This window comes from Streptomyces sioyaensis, assembly GCF_004122735.1.
GTDB lineage: Bacteria > Actinomycetota > Actinomycetes > Streptomycetales > Streptomycetaceae > Streptomyces > Streptomyces sioyaensis.
In genome coordinates, this window is record NZ_SDIF01000053.1 from 1 (window position 1) to 16,889 (window position 16,889).

16 protein-coding genes and 2 pseudogenes are annotated in these 16,889 nt (G+C 71.5%); 5 read left to right on the top strand and 13 right to left on the bottom strand.

The features are described from left to right. From EST54_RS33955 to EST54_RS36220, 3 genes and pseudogenes are all read left to right on the top strand, one after another. The coding region (locus EST54_RS33955) for a class-II aminoacyl-tRNA synthetase family protein (RefSeq protein WP_161989304.1) at nucleotides 1-876 on the top strand (876 nt) is incomplete at its 5' end. Continuing rightward, on the top strand, nucleotides 876-1,592 hold the full coding sequence (locus EST54_RS35060; protein WP_129248843.1) for a thioesterase II family protein: 717 nt from the start codon (nucleotides 876-878) through the stop codon (nucleotides 1,590-1,592). The genes EST54_RS33955 and EST54_RS35060, both read left to right, overlap by 1 nt. Nucleotides 1,593-1,600: 8 nt before the next feature. After that, nucleotides 1,601-1,861 (top strand): annotated as a pseudogene (locus EST54_RS36220) (response regulator transcription factor); the annotation flags it as partial. A 111-nt stretch (nucleotides 1,862-1,972) separates the two neighbouring features. Here EST54_RS36220 and EST54_RS19060 read toward each other — a convergent pair. Together EST54_RS19060 and EST54_RS19065 are read right to left on the bottom strand one after the other, a co-directional pair. Next, a complete protein-coding gene (locus tag EST54_RS19060) occupies nucleotides 1,973-2,308 on the bottom strand; it encodes an AzlD domain-containing protein (protein ID WP_161989305.1) in 336 nt (111 codons plus the stop codon). Further along, nucleotides 2,305-2,985, bottom strand: a complete 681-nt coding sequence (locus EST54_RS19065) for an AzlC family ABC transporter permease (RefSeq protein WP_129248844.1) — start codon at nucleotides 2,983-2,985, stop codon at nucleotides 2,305-2,307. Before EST54_RS19065 ends, EST54_RS19060 begins: the two co-directional genes overlap by 4 nt. 66 nt (nucleotides 2,986-3,051) lie before the next feature. Between EST54_RS19065 and EST54_RS19070 the strand changes: the two genes are divergently transcribed. After that, a complete protein-coding gene (locus EST54_RS19070; RefSeq protein ID WP_129248845.1) occupies nucleotides 3,052-3,621 on the top strand; it encodes a helix-turn-helix domain-containing protein in 570 nt (189 codons plus the stop codon). 7 nt (nucleotides 3,622-3,628) lie between these two features. Here the strand turns inward: EST54_RS19070 and fabG are convergent, their stop codons facing one another. The 10 genes from fabG to EST54_RS19120 form a co-directional block, all read right to left on the bottom strand. Further along, on the bottom strand, nucleotides 3,629-4,333 hold the full coding sequence (fabG, locus tag EST54_RS19075; RefSeq protein ID WP_161989306.1) for a 3-oxoacyl-ACP reductase FabG: 705 nt from the start codon (nucleotides 4,331-4,333) through the stop codon (nucleotides 3,629-3,631). Between the two features lie 81 nt (nucleotides 4,334-4,414). Beyond that, nucleotides 4,415-5,497 (bottom strand): branched-chain amino acid aminotransferase, encoded by a 1,083-nt coding sequence (locus EST54_RS19080; RefSeq protein ID WP_203525428.1) that lies wholly within the window; start codon nucleotides 5,495-5,497, stop codon nucleotides 4,415-4,417. Nucleotides 5,498-5,548: 51 nt separating this feature from the next. Continuing rightward, the gene (locus tag EST54_RS19085) at nucleotides 5,549-7,132 is read right to left on the bottom strand and encodes an acyl-CoA carboxylase subunit beta (RefSeq protein WP_129248848.1); all 1,584 of its coding nucleotides are present in this window, start codon (nucleotides 7,130-7,132) and stop codon (nucleotides 5,549-5,551) included. 3 nt (nucleotides 7,133-7,135) lie between these two features. Then, nucleotides 7,136-7,792: a 4'-phosphopantetheinyl transferase family protein gene (locus tag EST54_RS19090; protein ID WP_129248849.1), complete on the bottom strand. Its 657-nt coding sequence runs from the start codon at nucleotides 7,790-7,792 to the stop codon at nucleotides 7,136-7,138. After that, nucleotides 7,789-8,685, bottom strand: coding sequence for a fumarylacetoacetate hydrolase family protein (locus tag EST54_RS19095; RefSeq protein WP_129248850.1), 897 nt, complete (start codon nucleotides 8,683-8,685; stop codon nucleotides 7,789-7,791). The genes EST54_RS19090 and EST54_RS19095 overlap by 4 nt, the downstream gene beginning before the upstream one ends. After that, nucleotides 8,682-9,098 (bottom strand): acyl-CoA thioesterase, encoded by a 417-nt coding sequence (locus EST54_RS19100; protein ID WP_129248851.1) that lies wholly within the window; start codon nucleotides 9,096-9,098, stop codon nucleotides 8,682-8,684. Before EST54_RS19100 ends, EST54_RS19095 begins: the two co-directional genes overlap by 4 nt. A 7-nt stretch (nucleotides 9,099-9,105) precedes the next feature. Then, entirely contained in the window at nucleotides 9,106-10,938 is a 1,833-nt protein-coding gene (locus EST54_RS19105) for an acyl-CoA dehydrogenase family protein (protein ID WP_129248852.1), read from the bottom strand. A 52-nt stretch (nucleotides 10,939-10,990) separates the two neighbouring features. After that, a complete protein-coding gene (locus EST54_RS19110; RefSeq protein WP_129248853.1) occupies nucleotides 10,991-12,211 on the bottom strand; it encodes a beta-ketoacyl-[acyl-carrier-protein] synthase family protein in 1,221 nt (406 codons plus the stop codon). Then, nucleotides 12,208-12,450: an acyl carrier protein gene (locus EST54_RS19115; protein ID WP_129248854.1), complete on the bottom strand. Its 243-nt coding sequence runs from the start codon at nucleotides 12,448-12,450 to the stop codon at nucleotides 12,208-12,210. The genes EST54_RS19110 and EST54_RS19115 overlap by 4 nt, the downstream gene beginning before the upstream one ends. Nucleotides 12,451-12,518: 68 nt before the next feature. After that, nucleotides 12,519-13,538 carry a beta-ketoacyl-ACP synthase III gene (locus tag EST54_RS19120; RefSeq protein WP_129248855.1) on the bottom strand — a complete coding sequence of 340 codons (1,020 nt, stop codon included), beginning with the start codon at nucleotides 13,536-13,538 and terminating at the stop codon, nucleotides 12,519-12,521. Nucleotides 13,539-13,720: 182 nt separating this feature from the next. Here EST54_RS19120 and EST54_RS19125 point away from each other — a divergent pair, with 182 nt between their 5' ends. Beyond that, a complete protein-coding gene (locus EST54_RS19125; protein ID WP_129248856.1) occupies nucleotides 13,721-15,094 on the top strand; it encodes an FAD-binding oxidoreductase in 1,374 nt (457 codons plus the stop codon). A gap of 679 nt (nucleotides 15,095-15,773) precedes the next feature. Here the strand turns inward: EST54_RS19125 and EST54_RS19130 are convergent. Next, nucleotides 15,774-16,055: pseudogene (locus tag EST54_RS19130) on the bottom strand (hypothetical protein); the annotation flags it as partial. Nucleotides 16,056-16,889 lie beyond the last annotated feature (834 nt).

Consider the following 16,889-nt stretch of genomic DNA (forward strand, 5'->3'; position numbering starts at 1 on the left):
CCCTCCCCTTCCCCGACCCGCGCCGCGGCTGCCTCCGCTCCCTCCTCCCCGGGGCTTCCCCTGCTCCGGGGGCCCGAGGTCACGGTCCTGACGGCGGTCGACGATCTCGTGTCGGACTGGGCCCGGACGATGGGCGCCGAACCGGTCGGGCTGCCCGCCATGGTGGAGGCGCGGGATCTGGCGAAGATCGACTACTTCACCAACTTCCCGCACCTCGCCCATGCCGTCGCCACGCTCGCCCCGACGGCCGCCGACACGTTCGCCGACGGCGGCATCCGCCAGGAACACCTCCGGCCGACCTCCCTGGTGCTGCCGTCCGCCGCCTGCTACGGCGCGTACTTCGCCCACAGCGGCACCCGGCTCGACGAGCCGGTGCTGCTGACCACCCGCGCCCTGTGCTCGCGGGCGGAGTCGTACTACGAGTCGCTGCGCAGGATGCGGACGTTCCAGATGCGCGAGGTCATCCACATCGGGACCCAGGACAGCGCCGAGGAGTTCGCGCGGCGCAGCAAGGAGTGGCTGACCGCGGTGGTGAGCCGGCTGGACGTGGACGCCCAACTGCAGCCCGCCTCCGACCCCTTCTTCGACGCCGAAGGGGCCCGGGCCATGATGCAGCGCCTGTCGAAGGTCAAGGAGGAACTCGTCTACGGGGGCGACCTGGCGGTGTCCTCGGTCAATCTGCACCGCAACTTCTTCGGGGAGCGCTGCGACATCCGCGGCCCGGAGGGTGAGTTCGCCTACTCCGCGTGTTTCGGCGCGGGCCTGGAGCGCTGGACCCACATGCTGCTGACGGCGTACCGGGGCGACGCGGACGTGGCCGTGCGCGCACTGCGCCGGGCCGGCTCCGAGGCGGCGACCGTCGGCACAGGGTCGTGATGACCCCGACTCCCCTGCTGCTTCTGCACCACTCGGGAGGCTCCGCCCAGATCTTCCATGCGCTGATCGACGCGCTGCCGGCCTCCGTCACGCCCCTGGCCTGGGAGTTGCCGGGCCGGGGGCGGAGGTGGCGCGAGCCCGTCGTCACCACGGTCGAGGAGGCCGTCAACGATCTGGTGTGCCACACCGCGGAGTTCACCCAGGACTTCGCCGTCCTCGGCCACAGCCTGGGCGCGTACCTGGGGCTGGCGCTCGCCGCCCGGCTCGACGAGGAGCCCGGCGGCGTGCGCTGCACCACCCTCTTCGCCTCCGCCAACGCGGCGCCGTGCACGGCCGTCCTGCCGTACCCGCGGTCGCCGCTGCTGGCGAGCGACGACGAGATCTTCGAGGTGGCCCGGCAGGCCGGTGGCGGCATCGACGCGCGGATCCGGGAGCATCCCATGCTCGGCCCGTGGACCGCGGACCTGCTGCGCGCGGACTTCTCCCTGACCGACACCTTCCTGCGGCGGCATCGCGCGGCCGTCACGCACGCGGACCTCGTCACCCTGTGCGGAACGGAGGACATCTTCCCACCGGACCGGTTGACGGCATGGAGCTCCAGCACCACCGGACGCCACGAGCTCCTGACGTACCCGGGCGGCCACTTCTACCTGGAGCAGCAGGGGCAGCAGCTGGCGACCGCCATCGCCGCACGCATCTCACCGGTACGCCGATAGGAATCCCTATGCACAGTCAGACAGCCCTCGCACCACGGCGAGAAGAGACCTGTCCGGATCTCCCCACCGCGGAAGCCGCCTCGCACGAGGACTGGGACACGGCGTTCGCCCGGGTCTCCGCCTTGTCCAAGCGTGAGTCGGAGGTCTTCCGCGCGCTGGGCGAGGGCGCCTCGAACCGTACGATCTCCGATCGGCTCGCCATCACGGAACGCACCGTGAAGGCCCATGTGGCCCAGATCCTGACCAAACTGCGGGTCGAGTCCCGCTTACAGGCCGGCATCATCGCCTTCGCCTGGACCATGCCCGCGGCCGCCGGCGACGGCCCGCCCTTCCGCCCGATGCCCGTCACTCCCTGCACCACGGGCGGCCACCGGCACCGCTCACTCGACCCCGAGCAGGCGCAGCACCGCGGTGACCGCGGCAGCGGCCAGTACCACCGCCAGGAACGGCACTTTGCGCCAGGCGAGCACCCCCGCCACCGCGACCCCGACCGGCCGGGCGATGCCGGCGGCCCCGTGCCCCTGCGTGAGCGCGGTCGTGGCCACCAGTGAGGCCAGCAGCACAACCGCGGACGTCTCCATCAGCCGCTCGGCGCGCGGCGGGAAGGTCAGGCGGGAGCGCAACAGCGGGCCCGCGAGCCGGAATCCGTACGTCCCCGCGGCGAGCACCAGCATCGCGACGATGAGGGTGACCGGACTGTGCATCGCAGGGTTCATCGCGGGGCCTTCTCCCGTACCAGGGTGAGCGACAGTCCGGCCAGCGCGAGCAGTACGGGAAGACCGGCGGGCAGAAAGGGGACGGCGGCGAGCGCGAGGGCCGAACCGGCCAGGGCGGCCCGCCGCTTGTCGCTGTCCGCGCGCAGCGCCGGGAGGATCAGGGCCAGCAGGATGGCCGGGAACATCGCGTCGAGACCGAAGGCGTCGGTGTCGTCGATGACGGTGCCGGCCAGGCCACCGATCGTGGCGCCGACCGGCCAGCAGACCACGATGCCCAGGCCACAGGCCCAGTAGGCGGCGCGCGCCCGGGCGGTGTCCTTCTGGGCCAGGGCGAAGACGACCGTCTCGTCATTCATCAGGTGGGTACCGAGGAAGCGCCACGCGCCGCGGCCGAGCACGTCGGGCACCGCCAGCCCGAAGGGCAGATGCCGGACATTGACCAGGAGTCCGGCGAGGACCGCGGCCACCGGGCTGCCGCCGGCCGCGATGATCCCGATGAACAGGAACTCCGACGACGCGGCAACCACCAGCAGGCCCAGTACCACCGGGAACCAGAGGGGGAAGCCGGAGGCCACCGCGATCGCCCCGTAGGAGAGGCCGATGACGCCGACGGCCAGGCAGACGAGCGCGATGTCGCGCAGCAGCGCCCGGTCGAGCGTTCTCCATAACGAACTCATGGCCGATATGATGAACAGACCGGGTAGTGTTCGTCAAGGCGAACAAATGACTTCTGGAGCGAACGCATGGCGTCTGCAGGCAACCCCTCGAAGCCCCCCTTGCACTCCATCGCCGCCACCCTGCGCCGGGGCCGCCAGGCCGCGGGGCTCTCCCTGACCGAGCTCGCACATCGAGCGGGCATCGCGAAATCCACCCTGTCCCAGCTGGAGGCCGGGCAGGGAAATCCCAGCCTGGAGACGCTGTGGGCGCTGTGCACGGCCCTCGACCTGCCGTTCTCCCGGCTGCTCGATCCGCCCCGGCCCCGGATCCAGGTGATCAGGGCGGACCAGGGCCAGGCGGTCACCTCGGCCTGGGCCGACTACCGCGCCACCCTGCTCTCCGCCTGCCCGCCCGGCGCCCGCCGCGACCTCTACCGCGTCGACGCCGAACCGGGCACCCCGCGCACCTCCGCCCCGCACACGCCCGGCACCGTCGAACACGTCCTGCTCACCGCCGGCCGGGCCCTGGTCGGCCCGGCCGACGACCCCGTGGAGCTGAACCCGGGTGACTACGTGACCTACCCGGCCGACCAGCCGCACGTCTTCGAGGCGCGGGAACCGGCGACCCGGGCGCTCCTCGCGTCCGAGTACTCCTGACGCACCCTCAGTGCCCCATGCCCAGACCGCCGTCCACCGGGATCACGGCCCCGGTGATGTACGCGGCCTCCTCGGAGGCGAGGAAGCGTACGGCCGCGGCGACCTCCGCCGCCTCCGCGCAGCGGCCCAGCGGAACCTGCCCGAGGACCCGGGCCCGTTGTGCCTCGCTGAGCGCCTGGGTCATGTCGGTGTCGACGAACCCCGGCGCGACCACATTGCAGGTGATGTCACGCGAGCCGAGCTCCCTGGCCAGGGACCGCGCCAGACCGACCAGTCCGGCCTTGGACGCGGCGTAGTTGGCCTGCCCCGCGGACCCGTACAACCCCATCGCCGAGGAGACGAGGACGATCCGTCCCCCTCCCGCCCGCATCATGCCTCCGGCGGCCTGCCGTACGAGGCGGAAGGCGCCGGTGAGATTGGTGTCGAGGACCGCGCTGAAGTCGTCCTCGGACATGCGGGCCAGCAAGCGGTCCCTGGTGATGCCCGCGTTGGCCACCACGACCTGGACGGGACCGTGTTCCCGCACCACCTCCTTGCAGGCCCGTTCGACCTGCCCGGCGTCGGTGACGTCGCAGCGGACGGCGAACAGGCCCTCCGGGGGCTCGCCCGAACGACAGGTGACGGCCACCTTGTCGCCGGCCTCGGCGAACGCCCGGGCCACGGCGAGACCGATGCCACGGTTGCCTCCGGAGACGAGAACTGAGCGGTTCAACGGGCGGACCTTTCCGGAACGTCGGGGAGGGAGTGCACGGGGCGGTGCACGGAGCATGCTCTGCGGGGCTAGAAGGGCCGGTCAGGCCATCTTGTGGAGCCATCCGTGCCGGTCGGGGCGCTCGCCGGACTGAATGCCCATCAGCTCCTCGCGCAGCCGCAGGGTGACCGGACCGGGCCTGCCGTCGCCCATCAGCCACTCCCCCTGCGCGCTCCTGGCCCGCCCCACCGGGGTGATCATCGACGAGGTGCCGCAGGAGAAGACCTCCGTCAGGCGGCCCGAGGCCGCGTCCGCCCGCCACTGCTCGACACTCACGCGGCCTTCCTCCGCGGTCAGACCGAGATCCCGGGCGAGGGTGAGGACGGAGTCCCGGGTGACGCCGGACAGCAGCGTGCCGGTCAGTTCGGGCGTCACCAGCCGGTCGCCGTGCACGAAGAACATGTTGCTGGTGCCCATTTCGTCGACCCAGCGCCGCTCCTTCGAGTCCAGCCAGACGACCTGGTCACAGCCCTGCTCAGCGGCCTGCCGCTGCGCGACGAGGGTGCCCGCGTAGTTGCCCCCGCACTTGGCGGCCCCGGTACCGCCGTCGGCGGCCCGGCTGTAGTCGGTCGTGATCCAGACCGACACCGGCTCGACCCCGCCCTTGAAGTACGCGCCGGCCGGACAGGCGATCACGGTGAAGAGGTAGGAGTCCGAAGCGTCGTAGAACCCGAGCGAACGCTGGGTGGCAATCATGAACGGCCGCAGATAGAGGCTGTTCCCGTGCCCGCTCGGCACCCAGTCCCGGTCGGCGTCGAGCAGCAGCCGCAGCGCCTCCAGGAACGTCTCCTCGGGCAGCGCGGGCATCGCCATCCGTACGGCCGAACTGTTCAGCCGGGCGGCATTGGCGTCGGGGCGGAACGAGACGATCGACCCGTCCTCGCGCCGGTAGGCCTTCAGCCCCTCGAAGATCTCCTGGCCGTAGTGGAAGACCTGCGTGGCGGGATCCAGCGCCAGCGGTCCGTACGGGCCGAGCAGCGCGTCGTGCCAGCCCCGCTCCCTGGTCCACTTGATGGTCACCATGTGGTCCGTGAGGACCTGACCGAAGACCGGATCGGTCAGCAGCCGGGCGCGTTCGGCGTCCGGGGTACCGGCGACACGCCGATCCGAGAATTCCAGGCTCATGCGGCACTCCAAAGGTCGGTTCATGCGGTAAGGGACGTAAGACAGCGCGCGTCACAGCGGCGGGTTGCCGTGCTTGCGCGGGGGGAGTTCGGCGCGTTTGGTGCACAGCATCGCCAGGGAGCGGATGAGCACCTCGCGGGTCGCGGCGGGGTCGATGACGTCGTCGACCAGGCCGCGCTCGGCCGCGTAATACGGGTGCATCAGCGCGGACTTGTACTCCTCGACCATGCGCACCCGCATCGCCTCGGGGTCGGCGGCCTCGGCGATCTGCTTGCGGAAGATGACACCGGCGGCACCCTCGGCGCCCATCACCGCGATCTCGTTCGTCGGCCAGGCGTAGGTCAGGTCCGCGCCGATGGACCGGGAGTCCATGACGATGTAGGCGCCGCCGTACGCCTTGCGGAGAACGAGCGAGATCCTCGGCACCGTGGCGTTGCAGTACGCATACAGTAGCTTGGCGCCGTGCCGGATGATCCCGCCGTGCTCCTGGTCGACGCCCGGCAGGAAGCCCGGCACGTCGACGAGCGTCACCAGGGGGATGTTGAAGGCGTCGCACATCTGCACAAAGCGGGCGGCCTTCTCGCTGGCCCGTGCGTCGAGGACTCCGGCGAGGAACTGCGGCTGGTTGGCGATGACGCCGACGGTCCGGCCACCCAGCCGTGCGAGGCAGCACAGCACGTTGGTCGCCCAGCGCTCGTGGACCTCCAGGTACTCGCCGTCGTCGACGATCTCCTCGATGACCGCGCGCATGTCGTACGGCAACCGGCCGTTGGCCGGGACCAGGTCGAGCAGGGCATCGCAGCGGCGGCCGGCGGGATCCTCGGAGTCGTCGGCCGGGGGGTTCTCCTGGCTGTTCCGCGGCAGCAGCGAGAGCAGGTAGCGCACCTCGGCGAGGCAGGTCTCCTCGTCGTCGTAGGCGAAGTGGCACACGCCGGACGCTTCCGCGTGGACGTCCGCGCCGCCCAGACCGTTGTGGCTGATCTCCTCGCCGGTCACCGCCTTGACCACGTCCGGGCCGGTGATGAACATCTGCGAGGTGTCCCGGACCATGAACACGAAGTCCGTCAGCGCGGGGCTGTAGGCCGCGCCGCCCGCGCACGGGCCCAGCATCACGCTGATCTGCGGGATGATGCCGGACGCCTTGGCGTGCCGCTGGAAGATGCCGCCGTACCCGGCCAGCGCGCTCACGCCCTCCTGGATGCGGGCCCCGGCCCCGTCGTTCAGCGACACCAGCGGGGCACCGGCCGCGAGGGCCAGGTCCATGACCTTGTGGATCTTCGTGGCGTGGGCCTCGCCCAGCGCGCCGCCGAAGATCCGGAAGTCGTGCGCGTAGACGAAGACCGTGCGGCCCTCGACCGCGCCCCAGCCCGTGATCACACCGTCGGTGTACGGCCGCTTCGCCTCCAGGCCGAACCCGGTCGCCCGGTGCCGGCGCAACTGCTCGACCTCGTGGAACGACCCCGCGTCCAGCAGCAGTTCGATGCGCTCGCGCGCGGTCAGCTTGCCCTTCGCGTGCTGGGCCTCGGTTGCCCGCCGGCCGGTGCCGCCCCGCGCCCGCTCACGGATCGCGTGCAGCTCGGCCACGCGCCCGTACGCGTCGCCGGGCTCCCGCGGAGCCACTGGGGAAACCGACATGTCCTACCCCCTTGGGTCCATGGCCGGAACGGTGATCGCGGTGACGAGCAGCCCCCCGCGGCAGCTCCAGCGGCCGGCCAGCTCCGGGCCGGGCACCCCGGCGCGCAGGATGCGGGCACGGAACGTCCCGGACCGGGGCTCGAAGACGAGGGAGGCCTCGTCGAACCGGAGGGGGGTGTGCGTCAGCGCGTGCCCGACCTTGTAGACGCTCTCCTTGGCGCTGAACAGCAGGCGGTCCCAGCAGACCCCGGGCCGCTGTGCCCGCAGTGCGGCGAGGTGGACCTCCTCCTGCGGCAGGGCCACCCGCCCCAGCACGCCGTCCGGCAGCGGCAGGTTCGGCTCCGCGTCGATGCCGACCGCGCCGGCGTGCGCGGTGCGGGCGACGGCGGCGGCACGGTAGCCGTCGCAGTGGGTGATACTCCCGACCACACCGGCCGGCCACTGCGGGGCACCCCGCGGACCGCGGGGGATCGCGTCGGCCGCGACCCCGAGCCGTTCCAGGGCGCGGTGCGCACAGTGCCGTCCGGTCGTGAACTCCGCGCGGCGGCCCGGCAGGGCGTTGCGCACGGCGCTCTCCTCGGCCGGATGCAGCGCCGGACCGGGCGGATCACCGACCGCGTCCGACCAGCTGACCGGTTCCGCCACGACGTCCCCGATCACGGGCGCTCCCGTTCGCCGGAGGCCCCGTGTGCCCCCGGGGCGGGCACACAGCGCTGGCGCTGCGCCCCGAGTCCCGCCACCTCCACCTCGACCAGGTCGCCGGCGCGCAGATACGGCGTGTCCGGACGGCCGAGGGCCACCCCGGCCGGGGAGCCGGTGAGCACGACGTCGCCCGGCCGGAGCAGCATGAACCGGCTGAGGTACCGGATGAGTTCGGCCACGCCGAAGACCATGTCGGCGGTGCTGCCGTCCTGCATCTTCCGCTGATTGACCCGGCAGGTCAGGCCGAGCTTCTGGGGGTCCGCGACCTCGTCGGAGGTCACCAGGTGGGGGCCGAGCGGGGTGAAGGTCTCGAAGGACTTTCCCTTGATCCACTGGCCCCCGCGTTCCAGGAGCCAGCGCCGTTCGGAGACGTCGTTGGCCGTGCAGTAGCCGGCCACGTACGCCAAGGGGTCGCAGTCGTCCGGCAGGTACTGGGCACGGCGGCCGATCACCACCGCGAGTTCGACCTCCCAGTCGGTCCGGCTCTCGCCGGGCGGCAGCAACAGGTCGTCGTACGGGCCCGCCATCGTCCACGGCGACTTGCTGGCCACCAGGGGCTCGGCCGGCAGCTCCATGCCCGCCTCCGCCGCGTGCGCACGGTAGTTGAGACCGATGGATATCAGGTGACCGCCCGGCCGGACGGGCGGCCCGACCCGGGCCGCCGTCAGATCGACGGCCGGCAGGGACGGCGCCTCGCGGGCGAGCCGCTCCCGGGTCCCGGCCAGCGTCCCGGGGTCGAGGGAGAGGCCCGTCCAGTCGTCCAGCCACGCCGACAGGTCCCGCACGACGCCGTCGGAGTCGACGGCGCAGGGGTGTTCGCGGCCGGGCGGGCCGACCCTCAGCAGCTTCATGCGGCCCGCTCCTCCAGGTATTTCTCGAAGAAGGCGGTCTCCTGATCGGTCAGCCGACGGGGCCGGCCGCGCCGGAAGTCGAACGGCGCCATCACCGTCGAGGCGGTGGCGTACACGGTGTCGCCGTCCTTGACCTCATAGTCGACGGCGACCGTGGCCGAATCGAGGGAGCTGACCCACATCTCGATGCCCACCGGCTCATGACGGTGCGCCAACTGCTGTTTGTAGGCGATCTCGTGGCTCACGACGACGGAGCCGTCCTTGAAGAACGCGTCGCCCTCGGTGGGCCCCATCCGGAAGATGAGGTCCACGCGCGCCTCCTCCAGATACCGGAGGTAGACCACGTTGTTCACGATGCCGTACACGTCCATGTCCGCCCAGCGCAGCGGGCAGCGGTACACATGTCGCGCCATGAGAGGTTCAGCTCCTTCCGGCAGCGGCCGGTTCGGCGCCCGCGACCTGCTGGAACGCGGCCACGTAGTCGTCGGCGGCGATCGGCGCGCGCAGCAGCTCCGGTGAGAGCTGGAAGCCGTCGATCAGCATCGGGACATACGGCCGGATCCGGGCGCACAGGTCGTCGGTCCGCGCGGGGATCTCTTCCACCTGCCGCGCGGTCAGCGCGCCGCGCGCCAGGTACCAGCCGGCGTCCCGCTGGATCTCCGTCAGCGCGTACAGGGACGCGAGAAGTCCGAGGGCATGGCGCACCTCGTCGGTGCGGGCGTCGGCGGCGGCCGCCCGGAAGCACTCCAGGGCAAGCCGCACCCCCTGGGTCCTGGCCATCGCCAGGGCCTTGTTCACATTGCCGTTCCAGGCGTCGAAGTACGTCTGGCCCTCCGGCCCGTCCGTCATCGCGGCCCGGGCCGCCCGCCGCAGACTGTCCTCGCGGTAGCCCAACAGTGCGGCGTGCAGGGCCGGTTCGAGCACATCCCGGCCGTCGGGGTCGGGTGCGGGGGTGGCGGGGCCTTCGTCGCGCCGGGCGAGCAGCTGCCCCGCGGTGGTGGCGAGCAGCACCTGGTTGTCGCCCTCCGCGGTGACCAGGCCCTGGAGCAGCGAACCGTAGTCGGCGATCCGGTTCACGCTGAAGATGCCCTGGGCTCCGCAGCGTTCCCGGCAGGTGGCGACGACCTCGGTCATCTCCCAGGTGGACAGCGCCTTGGTGACCGAGATCAGGTTGTTCAGGTCGGGCCCGATGTCGTCCGGCGACGTCAGGAACTCCCGCTTGGCGTGGTTGAGCAGGAACGTCATCGCGTAGGCCTTCGCCAGGGCCGGGAAGAGGGCGGCCTGGTGGCTGCGGAACTCGATGACCGGGGTGTCGGGACGGCCCGGGGCGTTGGTCAGCCGCTGGGCGGCGAAGCGCAGCGCGATGTAGACGCTCGCCCGGCCGGCCCCGACGGCGGAACTCGACACGCACAGCCGGCCCGGCTGGATCCGGGACATGGCGCGCAGGAACCGCTTGCGCTGATTGCCCGCCGCGGGGCGGAAGGTCCCGTCGTCGGCGAAGCTGCCCATGTCGCCGAGGAGCAGGCCGCGGCGCGGCACGCGGACGTGGTCGAACCACGTGACGCCGTTGTCGAGCCCCTGCACCGGCTTCTCGGGGCAGGGCGCGGCGTGCACGCCCTCGCACAGTCCGTTCTCGTCGCTGATCCTGACCAGGAACGGGAAGACCCCGTGGTCCTTGCCGTCCGCGATCAGGCGGGCCATCACCACGGCGATCTTCGGGACGTCGGTGAAGCCGCTGTACGACATGAACTTCTGGGCGAGTGCGTCCGGGGTGTTCAGGACGAACGTCTCGTCGGCCGGGTCGTAGACGGCCTCGGTGCGCAGCGAGGCGACGTTGTTGCCGTAGCCGAGCTCGGTCGCCATGAACGGGCCGAACGACTCCAGGCCGTCCAGCTCGTCGACCTGGTCGCGCAGGTCCGGCCGGTCCCCGCCGCGTTCGAGGACCGTGCCGAAACAGAGGTTGTAGTGGACCATCAGCAGCGAGAAGGTCGACACGTCGAGCAGCGAGGGCCACTCGGCCAGGGCGAACAGCCGCCGCGGTGCGCGCACCGCCTCCGTCGGCCGGGCGACCTTGCCGTGCAGGAAGCGGGAGCGCTGATACGCGAGGCGTCCGGCCTCCTGCAGGGTCAGTCCCTCACGGGCGTCGAAGAGCGGGTCGAGCAGCGCCTCCTTGATGTCGGCGTGCGTCTGCTCGTACGTGCCGTCGAAGACCAACCTGGTGAGGTCGGTCCGGTGGGCGTCGTCCAGGGTCATCGGGGCGGTGCTCCCTCCATCGGTCCAGCTCCATCGGTCCATGGCGCACGGATCAGGCGGCGATCAGCAAAGCGGTGTTCTGGCCGCCGAATCCGAAGGAATTGCTCAGGCCCACCTCCACCCGGCCGTGCCGGGCCTCCTTGTAGACCAGATCCACCTCCATCGCCGGATCCGGCGTCGTCAGGTTGGCCGTCGGCGGGATGACACCGCGCTGCACGGTGAGGGCCGTGAAGGCGGCCTCGATGGCTCCCGCGGCGCCCAGCGGGTGCCCCGTCACGCCCTTGGTCGAGCTCACCGCGGCGCCGGCACCGAGCAGGTCACGGATGACGGCCGACTCGACCGCGTCGTTGCGCGGGGTCGAGGTGCCGTGCGCGTTGACGTACGCCACGTCGGCGCCGGTCAGCCCGGCGTCCGCCAGTGCCGCCCGCACCGCGAGCCGGGCGCCGAGCCCTTCCGGGTGGGGCGAGGTGACGTGGTGCGCGTCCGCCGAGGCCCCGTACCCGACGACCTTGGCGATCGGTTGCGCCCCACGGCTCCTGGCGTGCTCCACCGACTCCATGACGAACATCCCGGCTCCCTCGCCGAGGACGAAGCCGTCCCGGTCCACGTCGAAGGGCCGCGAGGCCGTCTCCGGGTCGTCGACGCGGCGGGACAGCGCGCGCATCCGGGCGAAGGCGGAGGCGTACAGCGGGGTCACCGGGGCCTCGGCGCCGCCCGCGACGACGATGTCCGCGGCGCCCGTACGGAGCATGTCCCGGGCCATGCCGATCGCCGAGGCGCCGGAGGCGCAGGCCGAACAGGGCGCGAGACAGGGCCCGTTGGCCTTCAGCTCGATGGCGACCTGGCCCGCCGCCATGTTGAGCAGCCCCATGGGCAGGGTCATCGGGGAGACCTCACCGGGCCCCTCCGCGAGCAGCACGGCGTGCTGGGCCTCCAGGGTGGCGGTGCCGCCCGCCCCGGAGCCCACGACGACCGCCACCCGCGCACTGTCCGGCCACTCGCCGGCCGTGAACCCGGCCTGGGCGAGCGCCTCGAACGCGGCCACCACCGCGAACTGCGTGTACCGGTCCCACTGCACGGCTGCCCGCGGCCCGGAGCGCGCCGCGTCGAAACCGGGAACCTGACAGGCCATGGGGACGGGGAGGCCCGCCAGCTCGGGGGCGTGCGCCGCGGTGGCCCGGCCCGCGACGACGCGCTCCCAGTTGTCCGGCACCCCCACGCCGGCCGGAGTCACCAGGCCGATCCCGGTGATCGCCGCCGCGAAGCCCGTCATGCGGCCTTCAGCCCCTTGCTCTCCAGCGCGGCGACCACCTCGCCGACCGCGGACAGCTCCGCCATCTCCTCGTCGTCGATGTCCGCGCCGAGGCGCTTGCGCAGTGCGGTCACCAGCTCGATCTGCGAGAGGGAATCCAGACCGAGATCATCGAAGGTCGCCTCGGCGGTAATGTCCGCACGGTCGAGACCGAAACGCGTAGCGATGACATCAACAACGGAATCGTGCAGCGAACTCATACATTCCTCCCGAATATTCGAAACTTTCCTGCTGCCTTTTCTTTCCGCACCGGAATGCTTTCCGGTGGTCAACAGACCTCTTCGACCGAGAGGTCCGGCCAGGTGAGCGCGGTCGACCCCCAGGACAGTCCGGCCCCGAATGCCGAAAGCAGAACCCGCTGCCCGGGGTTGAGGCGGCCGCGCACCACCGCGTCGATGAGGAGCAACGGAATCGACGCGGCCAGCGTGTTGCCGACCCGGTCGATGTTGACCGCGACGCGGTCGTCCGGGAGCTCCAGTTCCTCCGCCACGGCCCGCACGATGCGGACGTTGGCCTGGTGCCCCGCGAAGACGTCGACATCGGGCACGGACCACCCGACCCGGTCGAGCACGGCGCGCGAGGAGGCCGTCATCCGCTCGACGGCCTGGACGTACAGGGGCCGGCCCTCCATGTGCAGGAACCAGTCCTCGGCGGGCACCCCTTCGTGGCCGGGGCCGCCGGTCGCCGAGCGCTGTCGCGAGCCGCCGGCCGGGATGGCCAGGAGGTCGGCGAGGGAACCGTCACTGCCCAGGTCGAACGGGCCCACGGCGCCCGGCTCGTCCGGCCTGCCGCGCCGCAGCACCACCGCGCCCGCGCCGTCGCCGAAGATCGGAGCCGTACCGCGGTCCCCGGGATTCACCATGGTGGTGAACGCCTCGGCGCCGATGAAGAGCACCCGGTCGGCCACGCCCGACGCGATGTGCCCCACCGCGGAGGCGAGTCCGTAGAGGAATCCGCTGCACGCCGAGGTGAGGTCATAGGCGGGCACGGTGCCCAGGCCGAGCTGGTGGGCGACCTCCGGCGCCACGGCCGGGCACAGCCGGTCGGCCGAGGTGGTCGCCACCACGACCGCGTCCACCTCGCTCCGCCCGGCGGACTTCAGCGCCCGGGCGCCCGCCTCGACGGCCAGGTCCCGCGTCGACTGCCCCGCGGCGACCATGCGCCGCTCGCTGATGCCGGTACGGGTCTCGATCCACTCGTGCGTCGAGTCGAGCTCCCTGCACAGGTCGTCGTTGGTGACGACACCCGCGGGCAGCGCTCCGCCCAGACCGGCAAGTACGGCGGCCATCAGAATATGTCCCTCCCCAGTAATTCATGAACGTCACACCCGGGCGACACAAATGCCCCGAGAGGCAATGCAGAAACCCTTCCACGCCGCCTCCACGCACCACAATTGGACTTTGGTACACCCAACCACCGGGCGAAATCCCGCCCTTGAGCACACCCGCCCGGAGGAATTACGGTGCCGAAATGAGCTCACCATTTCTCGAACTGGAAAGAGCACTGCCCGCGGACCGCTTCCTTTCCGATCCGGATGTGCTGTCCTCCTATGCGCGCGACGAGGCCGAGCGCGCCCCGTTCGCCGTACCCGCCGCGGTGGTGCGGCCGCGCACCACCGCCGAGGTGGCGACCGTCGTCGCCTTCTGCGCCGAGCGCGGCATCCCCGTCGTCGCGCGCGGCGCCGGCACCGGGCTGTCCGGCGGCGCCAACGCGCTCGCCGGCTGCGTCGTCGTGTCGTTCGAGGCGATGAACCAGATCCTGCGCATCGACCCGGACGAGCGCCTCGCGGTGGTGCAGCCCGGCGTGGTCAACGAGGAGCTGCGGCAGGCGTGCGCGCGGCACGGCCTGTGGTACCCGCCGGATCCCGCGAGCGCCCCCTGGTCCACGATCGGCGGCAACGTCTCGACCAACGCGGGCGGCGTGTGCTGCGTGAAGTACGGGGTCACGCGGGACTACGTGCTCGGCATGGAGTCGGTCATGGGACGGGGCGAGGTGGTCCGCATCGGCCGTCGCACCGCCAAAGGCGTCGCGGGGTACGACCTGACGGGCCTCATGGTCGGCTCCGAAGGAACCCTCGGTCTGGTCACGGAGGTGACACTGCGCCTGCGCGGGGCCCGGGCGGCGGAACGCACCGTCGTCGGTTCCTTCGACGGGCTCGCGGCGGCGGGCCGCGCGGTCGCCGCGGTGGCGGCGTCGGGGGTCGTCCCCAGCGCCCTCGAACTGGTCGACCGGCACTGCCTGAAGGCCGTCGACGACTGGAAGCGCATGGGCCTCACCGACAGCGGCGACGTCCTGCTGCTCGCCCGCTGCGACGCTCCGGGTCCGGCCGGCGACGAGGAGGCCGAGCAGCTGCTGGCCTGCTTCGAGCAGGGCGGCGCCACCTGGAGCGCCCGCTCCACCGACGAGGCCGAGGCCGAAGCCCTGTTCGCCGCGCGCCGCCTGGCCTATCCGGCTCTGGAGCGGCTGGGCGCGGTACTCACCGAGGACGTCTGCGTCCCCAGAATGCTGGTCCCCGAGATGCTGACCCGCATCGAACGCATCGCGGCCGACCACCAGCTCACCATCGCCTCCCTGGCGCACGCGGGGGACGGCAACCTGCACCCGATGACCGTGGTGCCGCCGGGCGACGACGACGCGCGGGCCCGGGGGCACGCGGCACTGGAACGCATCGTCGACGAGGCGCTCTCCCTCGGCGGCACCGTCACCGGTGAGCACGGCGTGGGCCTGTTGAAGAAGCGCGGCCTGGCAGCGGAGGCCGGCCCCGGCGTGCTGGCCCTGCACCGCGCCGTCAAGACCGCCCTCGACCCGGCCGGCATCTTCAACCCGGGCAAGATCTTCACGTGAGCGACCGGACGATCGAGCCGGCCCTCTCGTGTGGCGGGCGGTCGGCTGGAAGTGCGTACGAGGCGTACTCGCGCTCATATCCGCAGGGGAAATCGGCGTTCCGACCGTCGGGCCGCTGAATGCCTGCCCGGCAGTGCGCATTCCGCGCCATCCCGGAACGCACAGGGAGGCCGCAGCATCGGAGGGAAATGTTTCCGGGATGCTTTTGCAGGCTCATGGCCCGTGTAATGCGCAGGCACAATCAAGCACCAGGTGAAGCCCAATGAGCATGGCCACTCGGCGCGTTGTGCACCACCGCACACCACACACCCGAAAGGGGCCGCCGACACGGCGGCACCGCAACACTCAATGATCTACCCGGTATCCGTCCTCCTCTTTACGGCTCGTACGGCTCCGGGGCGGCGGGGAACAGGCGCGATTCCGTTACACGTCCCGCGCATTCCCGATCAGCGCGCCGGCGTCGTCACGCTCCGCGCACCACGCCCGGCCATCGATGGTGGATCCTGCGCCCCCTTCAGCGCCGCGAGCGCCGAAGGCGTTACCGGCCTCCGCTTCGTCGACTCCCCGGAGCGCAGGCTGCGGCCGTACGGGAGAGGGCCGGCGCACCGGCGGTTCGGGAACGCCCCGCGCTCAGGGGTCACAGGTGATCGGTGCGCCCCTGAGCTGGGCGGAAGCATGATCAGAGGCGCCGCAGCCAGGCTGCGGTGCCATGGCCGACCGCGAGGTAGATCACCGCGGGCAGGGCGTAGTTGAAGAAGACGCGCAGCCCTTCGGTGTCCATGGTGAAGATGTCCTGCGACCAGCTGGCGAGCCAGTCGGCGATGCCGTGCACGAAGTCGACGAAGACGTTCGCCTGATTCGCGTCGAGCAGGTACAGCAGGATCCACAACCCCAGGAATATCGCGGCGATATCCGCGAGGCTGTGAACGATCAAGGCCAGCCGATCCTTCCCGACGCCACTCCCGTTACCCGACGGAGTCCTGGGCGTATGGGACGGGGCATTCGAAAATCGACCGTACGGGGCACCGGGTTCAGGATGAACGGGCGGGGCGGAATTGTCATTGCGTGGGGCGTACGCCCTTGCGGCGGGGAGAGGGGCCGTATCGCCACCGCGCGGACCGTTTGGGCCACCGTGGTAGGGAGCGTTTCTGCTGGGGTCGTATGGGGCATTTTGCGGCATGCCATCGTTGCTGTAACTCACGGTCCGGCACGTTTCCCGCCCGGAGTTTCCAAAACCCTCTTCACCGCCATTTCACATTCTTGTCGCTCCGGAAGTCACAAATGAGTTGCGGAGCGCGGCCGGCGCGCAGTGCCGGTTGCTTCAGCGGGACATGTTCGCCAGGCTCGGGGCCGGCCTGGCCTCCGGGCTCAGGGCCGGCCCGCCGACCGGGGCGCGGTGCGCGCGCTCGCCACGTCGGACCGACCACGTACGGGCCGCGCTGCGCTGCGTGCCATCCCGCCCGCGCCGTTCGACGCCGGTCTCTCCCCTCGTAGAGACCGGTGCCGAACGGCGCGGGCGGTGCCGATCCGCACCCCCCGTACCGGCGCGGATCGAAAATGGCGGACCCGTAGGCGACGCGAGGCGGTCCGGAGGGGACCGGCGCCACGGATCTCTTCCTCTCATGCGCCAAGACCTCACGACCGGATGGTGACTCCGGCGGAAAATGGCGAGAACATGCGTCGAGGCTTGTCTCTCGGCGCTGAGCTGGTGGCCTGGAGGGCCGATACCGGTTTCTGCGCTGCTGCGCCATGATCCTGCCAGCTGCGGCTCCCGCCGAGGAGGTTCCGGCATCGG

What these genes read in the sequence shown, in the direction of transcription:
- EST54_RS19085 (WP_129248848.1), bottom strand. Translation starts at nt 7,132, where the DNA reads ATGTCGGTTTCCCCAGTGGCTCCGCGGGAGCCCGGCGACGCGTACGGG.
- EST54_RS19125 (WP_129248856.1), top strand. Translation starts at nt 13,721, where the DNA reads ATGAGCTCACCATTTCTCGAACTGGAAAGAGCACTGCCCGCGGACCGC.
- EST54_RS35060 (WP_129248843.1), top strand. Translation starts at nt 876, where the DNA reads ATGACCCCGACTCCCCTGCTGCTTCTGCACCACTCGGGAGGCTCCGCC.
- EST54_RS19120 (WP_129248855.1), bottom strand. Translation starts at nt 13,538, where the DNA reads ATGGCCGCCGTACTTGCCGGTCTGGGCGGAGCGCTGCCCGCGGGTGTC.
- EST54_RS19105 (WP_129248852.1), bottom strand. Translation starts at nt 10,938, where the DNA reads ATGACCCTGGACGACGCCCACCGGACCGACCTCACCAGGTTGGTCTTC.
- EST54_RS19060 (WP_161989305.1), bottom strand. Translation starts at nt 2,308, where the DNA reads ATGAACCCTGCGATGCACAGTCCGGTCACCCTCATCGTCGCGATGCTG.
- EST54_RS19115 (WP_129248854.1), bottom strand. Translation starts at nt 12,450, where the DNA reads ATGAGTTCGCTGCACGATTCCGTTGTTGATGTCATCGCTACGCGTTTC.
- EST54_RS19110 (WP_129248853.1), bottom strand. Translation starts at nt 12,211, where the DNA reads ATGACGGGCTTCGCGGCGGCGATCACCGGGATCGGCCTGGTGACTCCG.
- EST54_RS19095 (WP_129248850.1), bottom strand. Translation starts at nt 8,685, where the DNA reads ATGAAGCTGCTGAGGGTCGGCCCGCCCGGCCGCGAACACCCCTGCGCC.
- EST54_RS19080 (WP_203525428.1), bottom strand. Translation starts at nt 5,497, where the DNA reads ATGAGCCTGGAATTCTCGGATCGGCGTGTCGCCGGTACCCCGGACGCC.
- EST54_RS19100 (WP_129248851.1), bottom strand. Translation starts at nt 9,098, where the DNA reads ATGGCGCGACATGTGTACCGCTGCCCGCTGCGCTGGGCGGACATGGAC.
- EST54_RS19070 (WP_129248845.1), top strand. Translation starts at nt 3,052, where the DNA reads ATGGCGTCTGCAGGCAACCCCTCGAAGCCCCCCTTGCACTCCATCGCC.
- EST54_RS19065 (WP_129248844.1), bottom strand. Translation starts at nt 2,985, where the DNA reads ATGAGTTCGTTATGGAGAACGCTCGACCGGGCGCTGCTGCGCGACATC.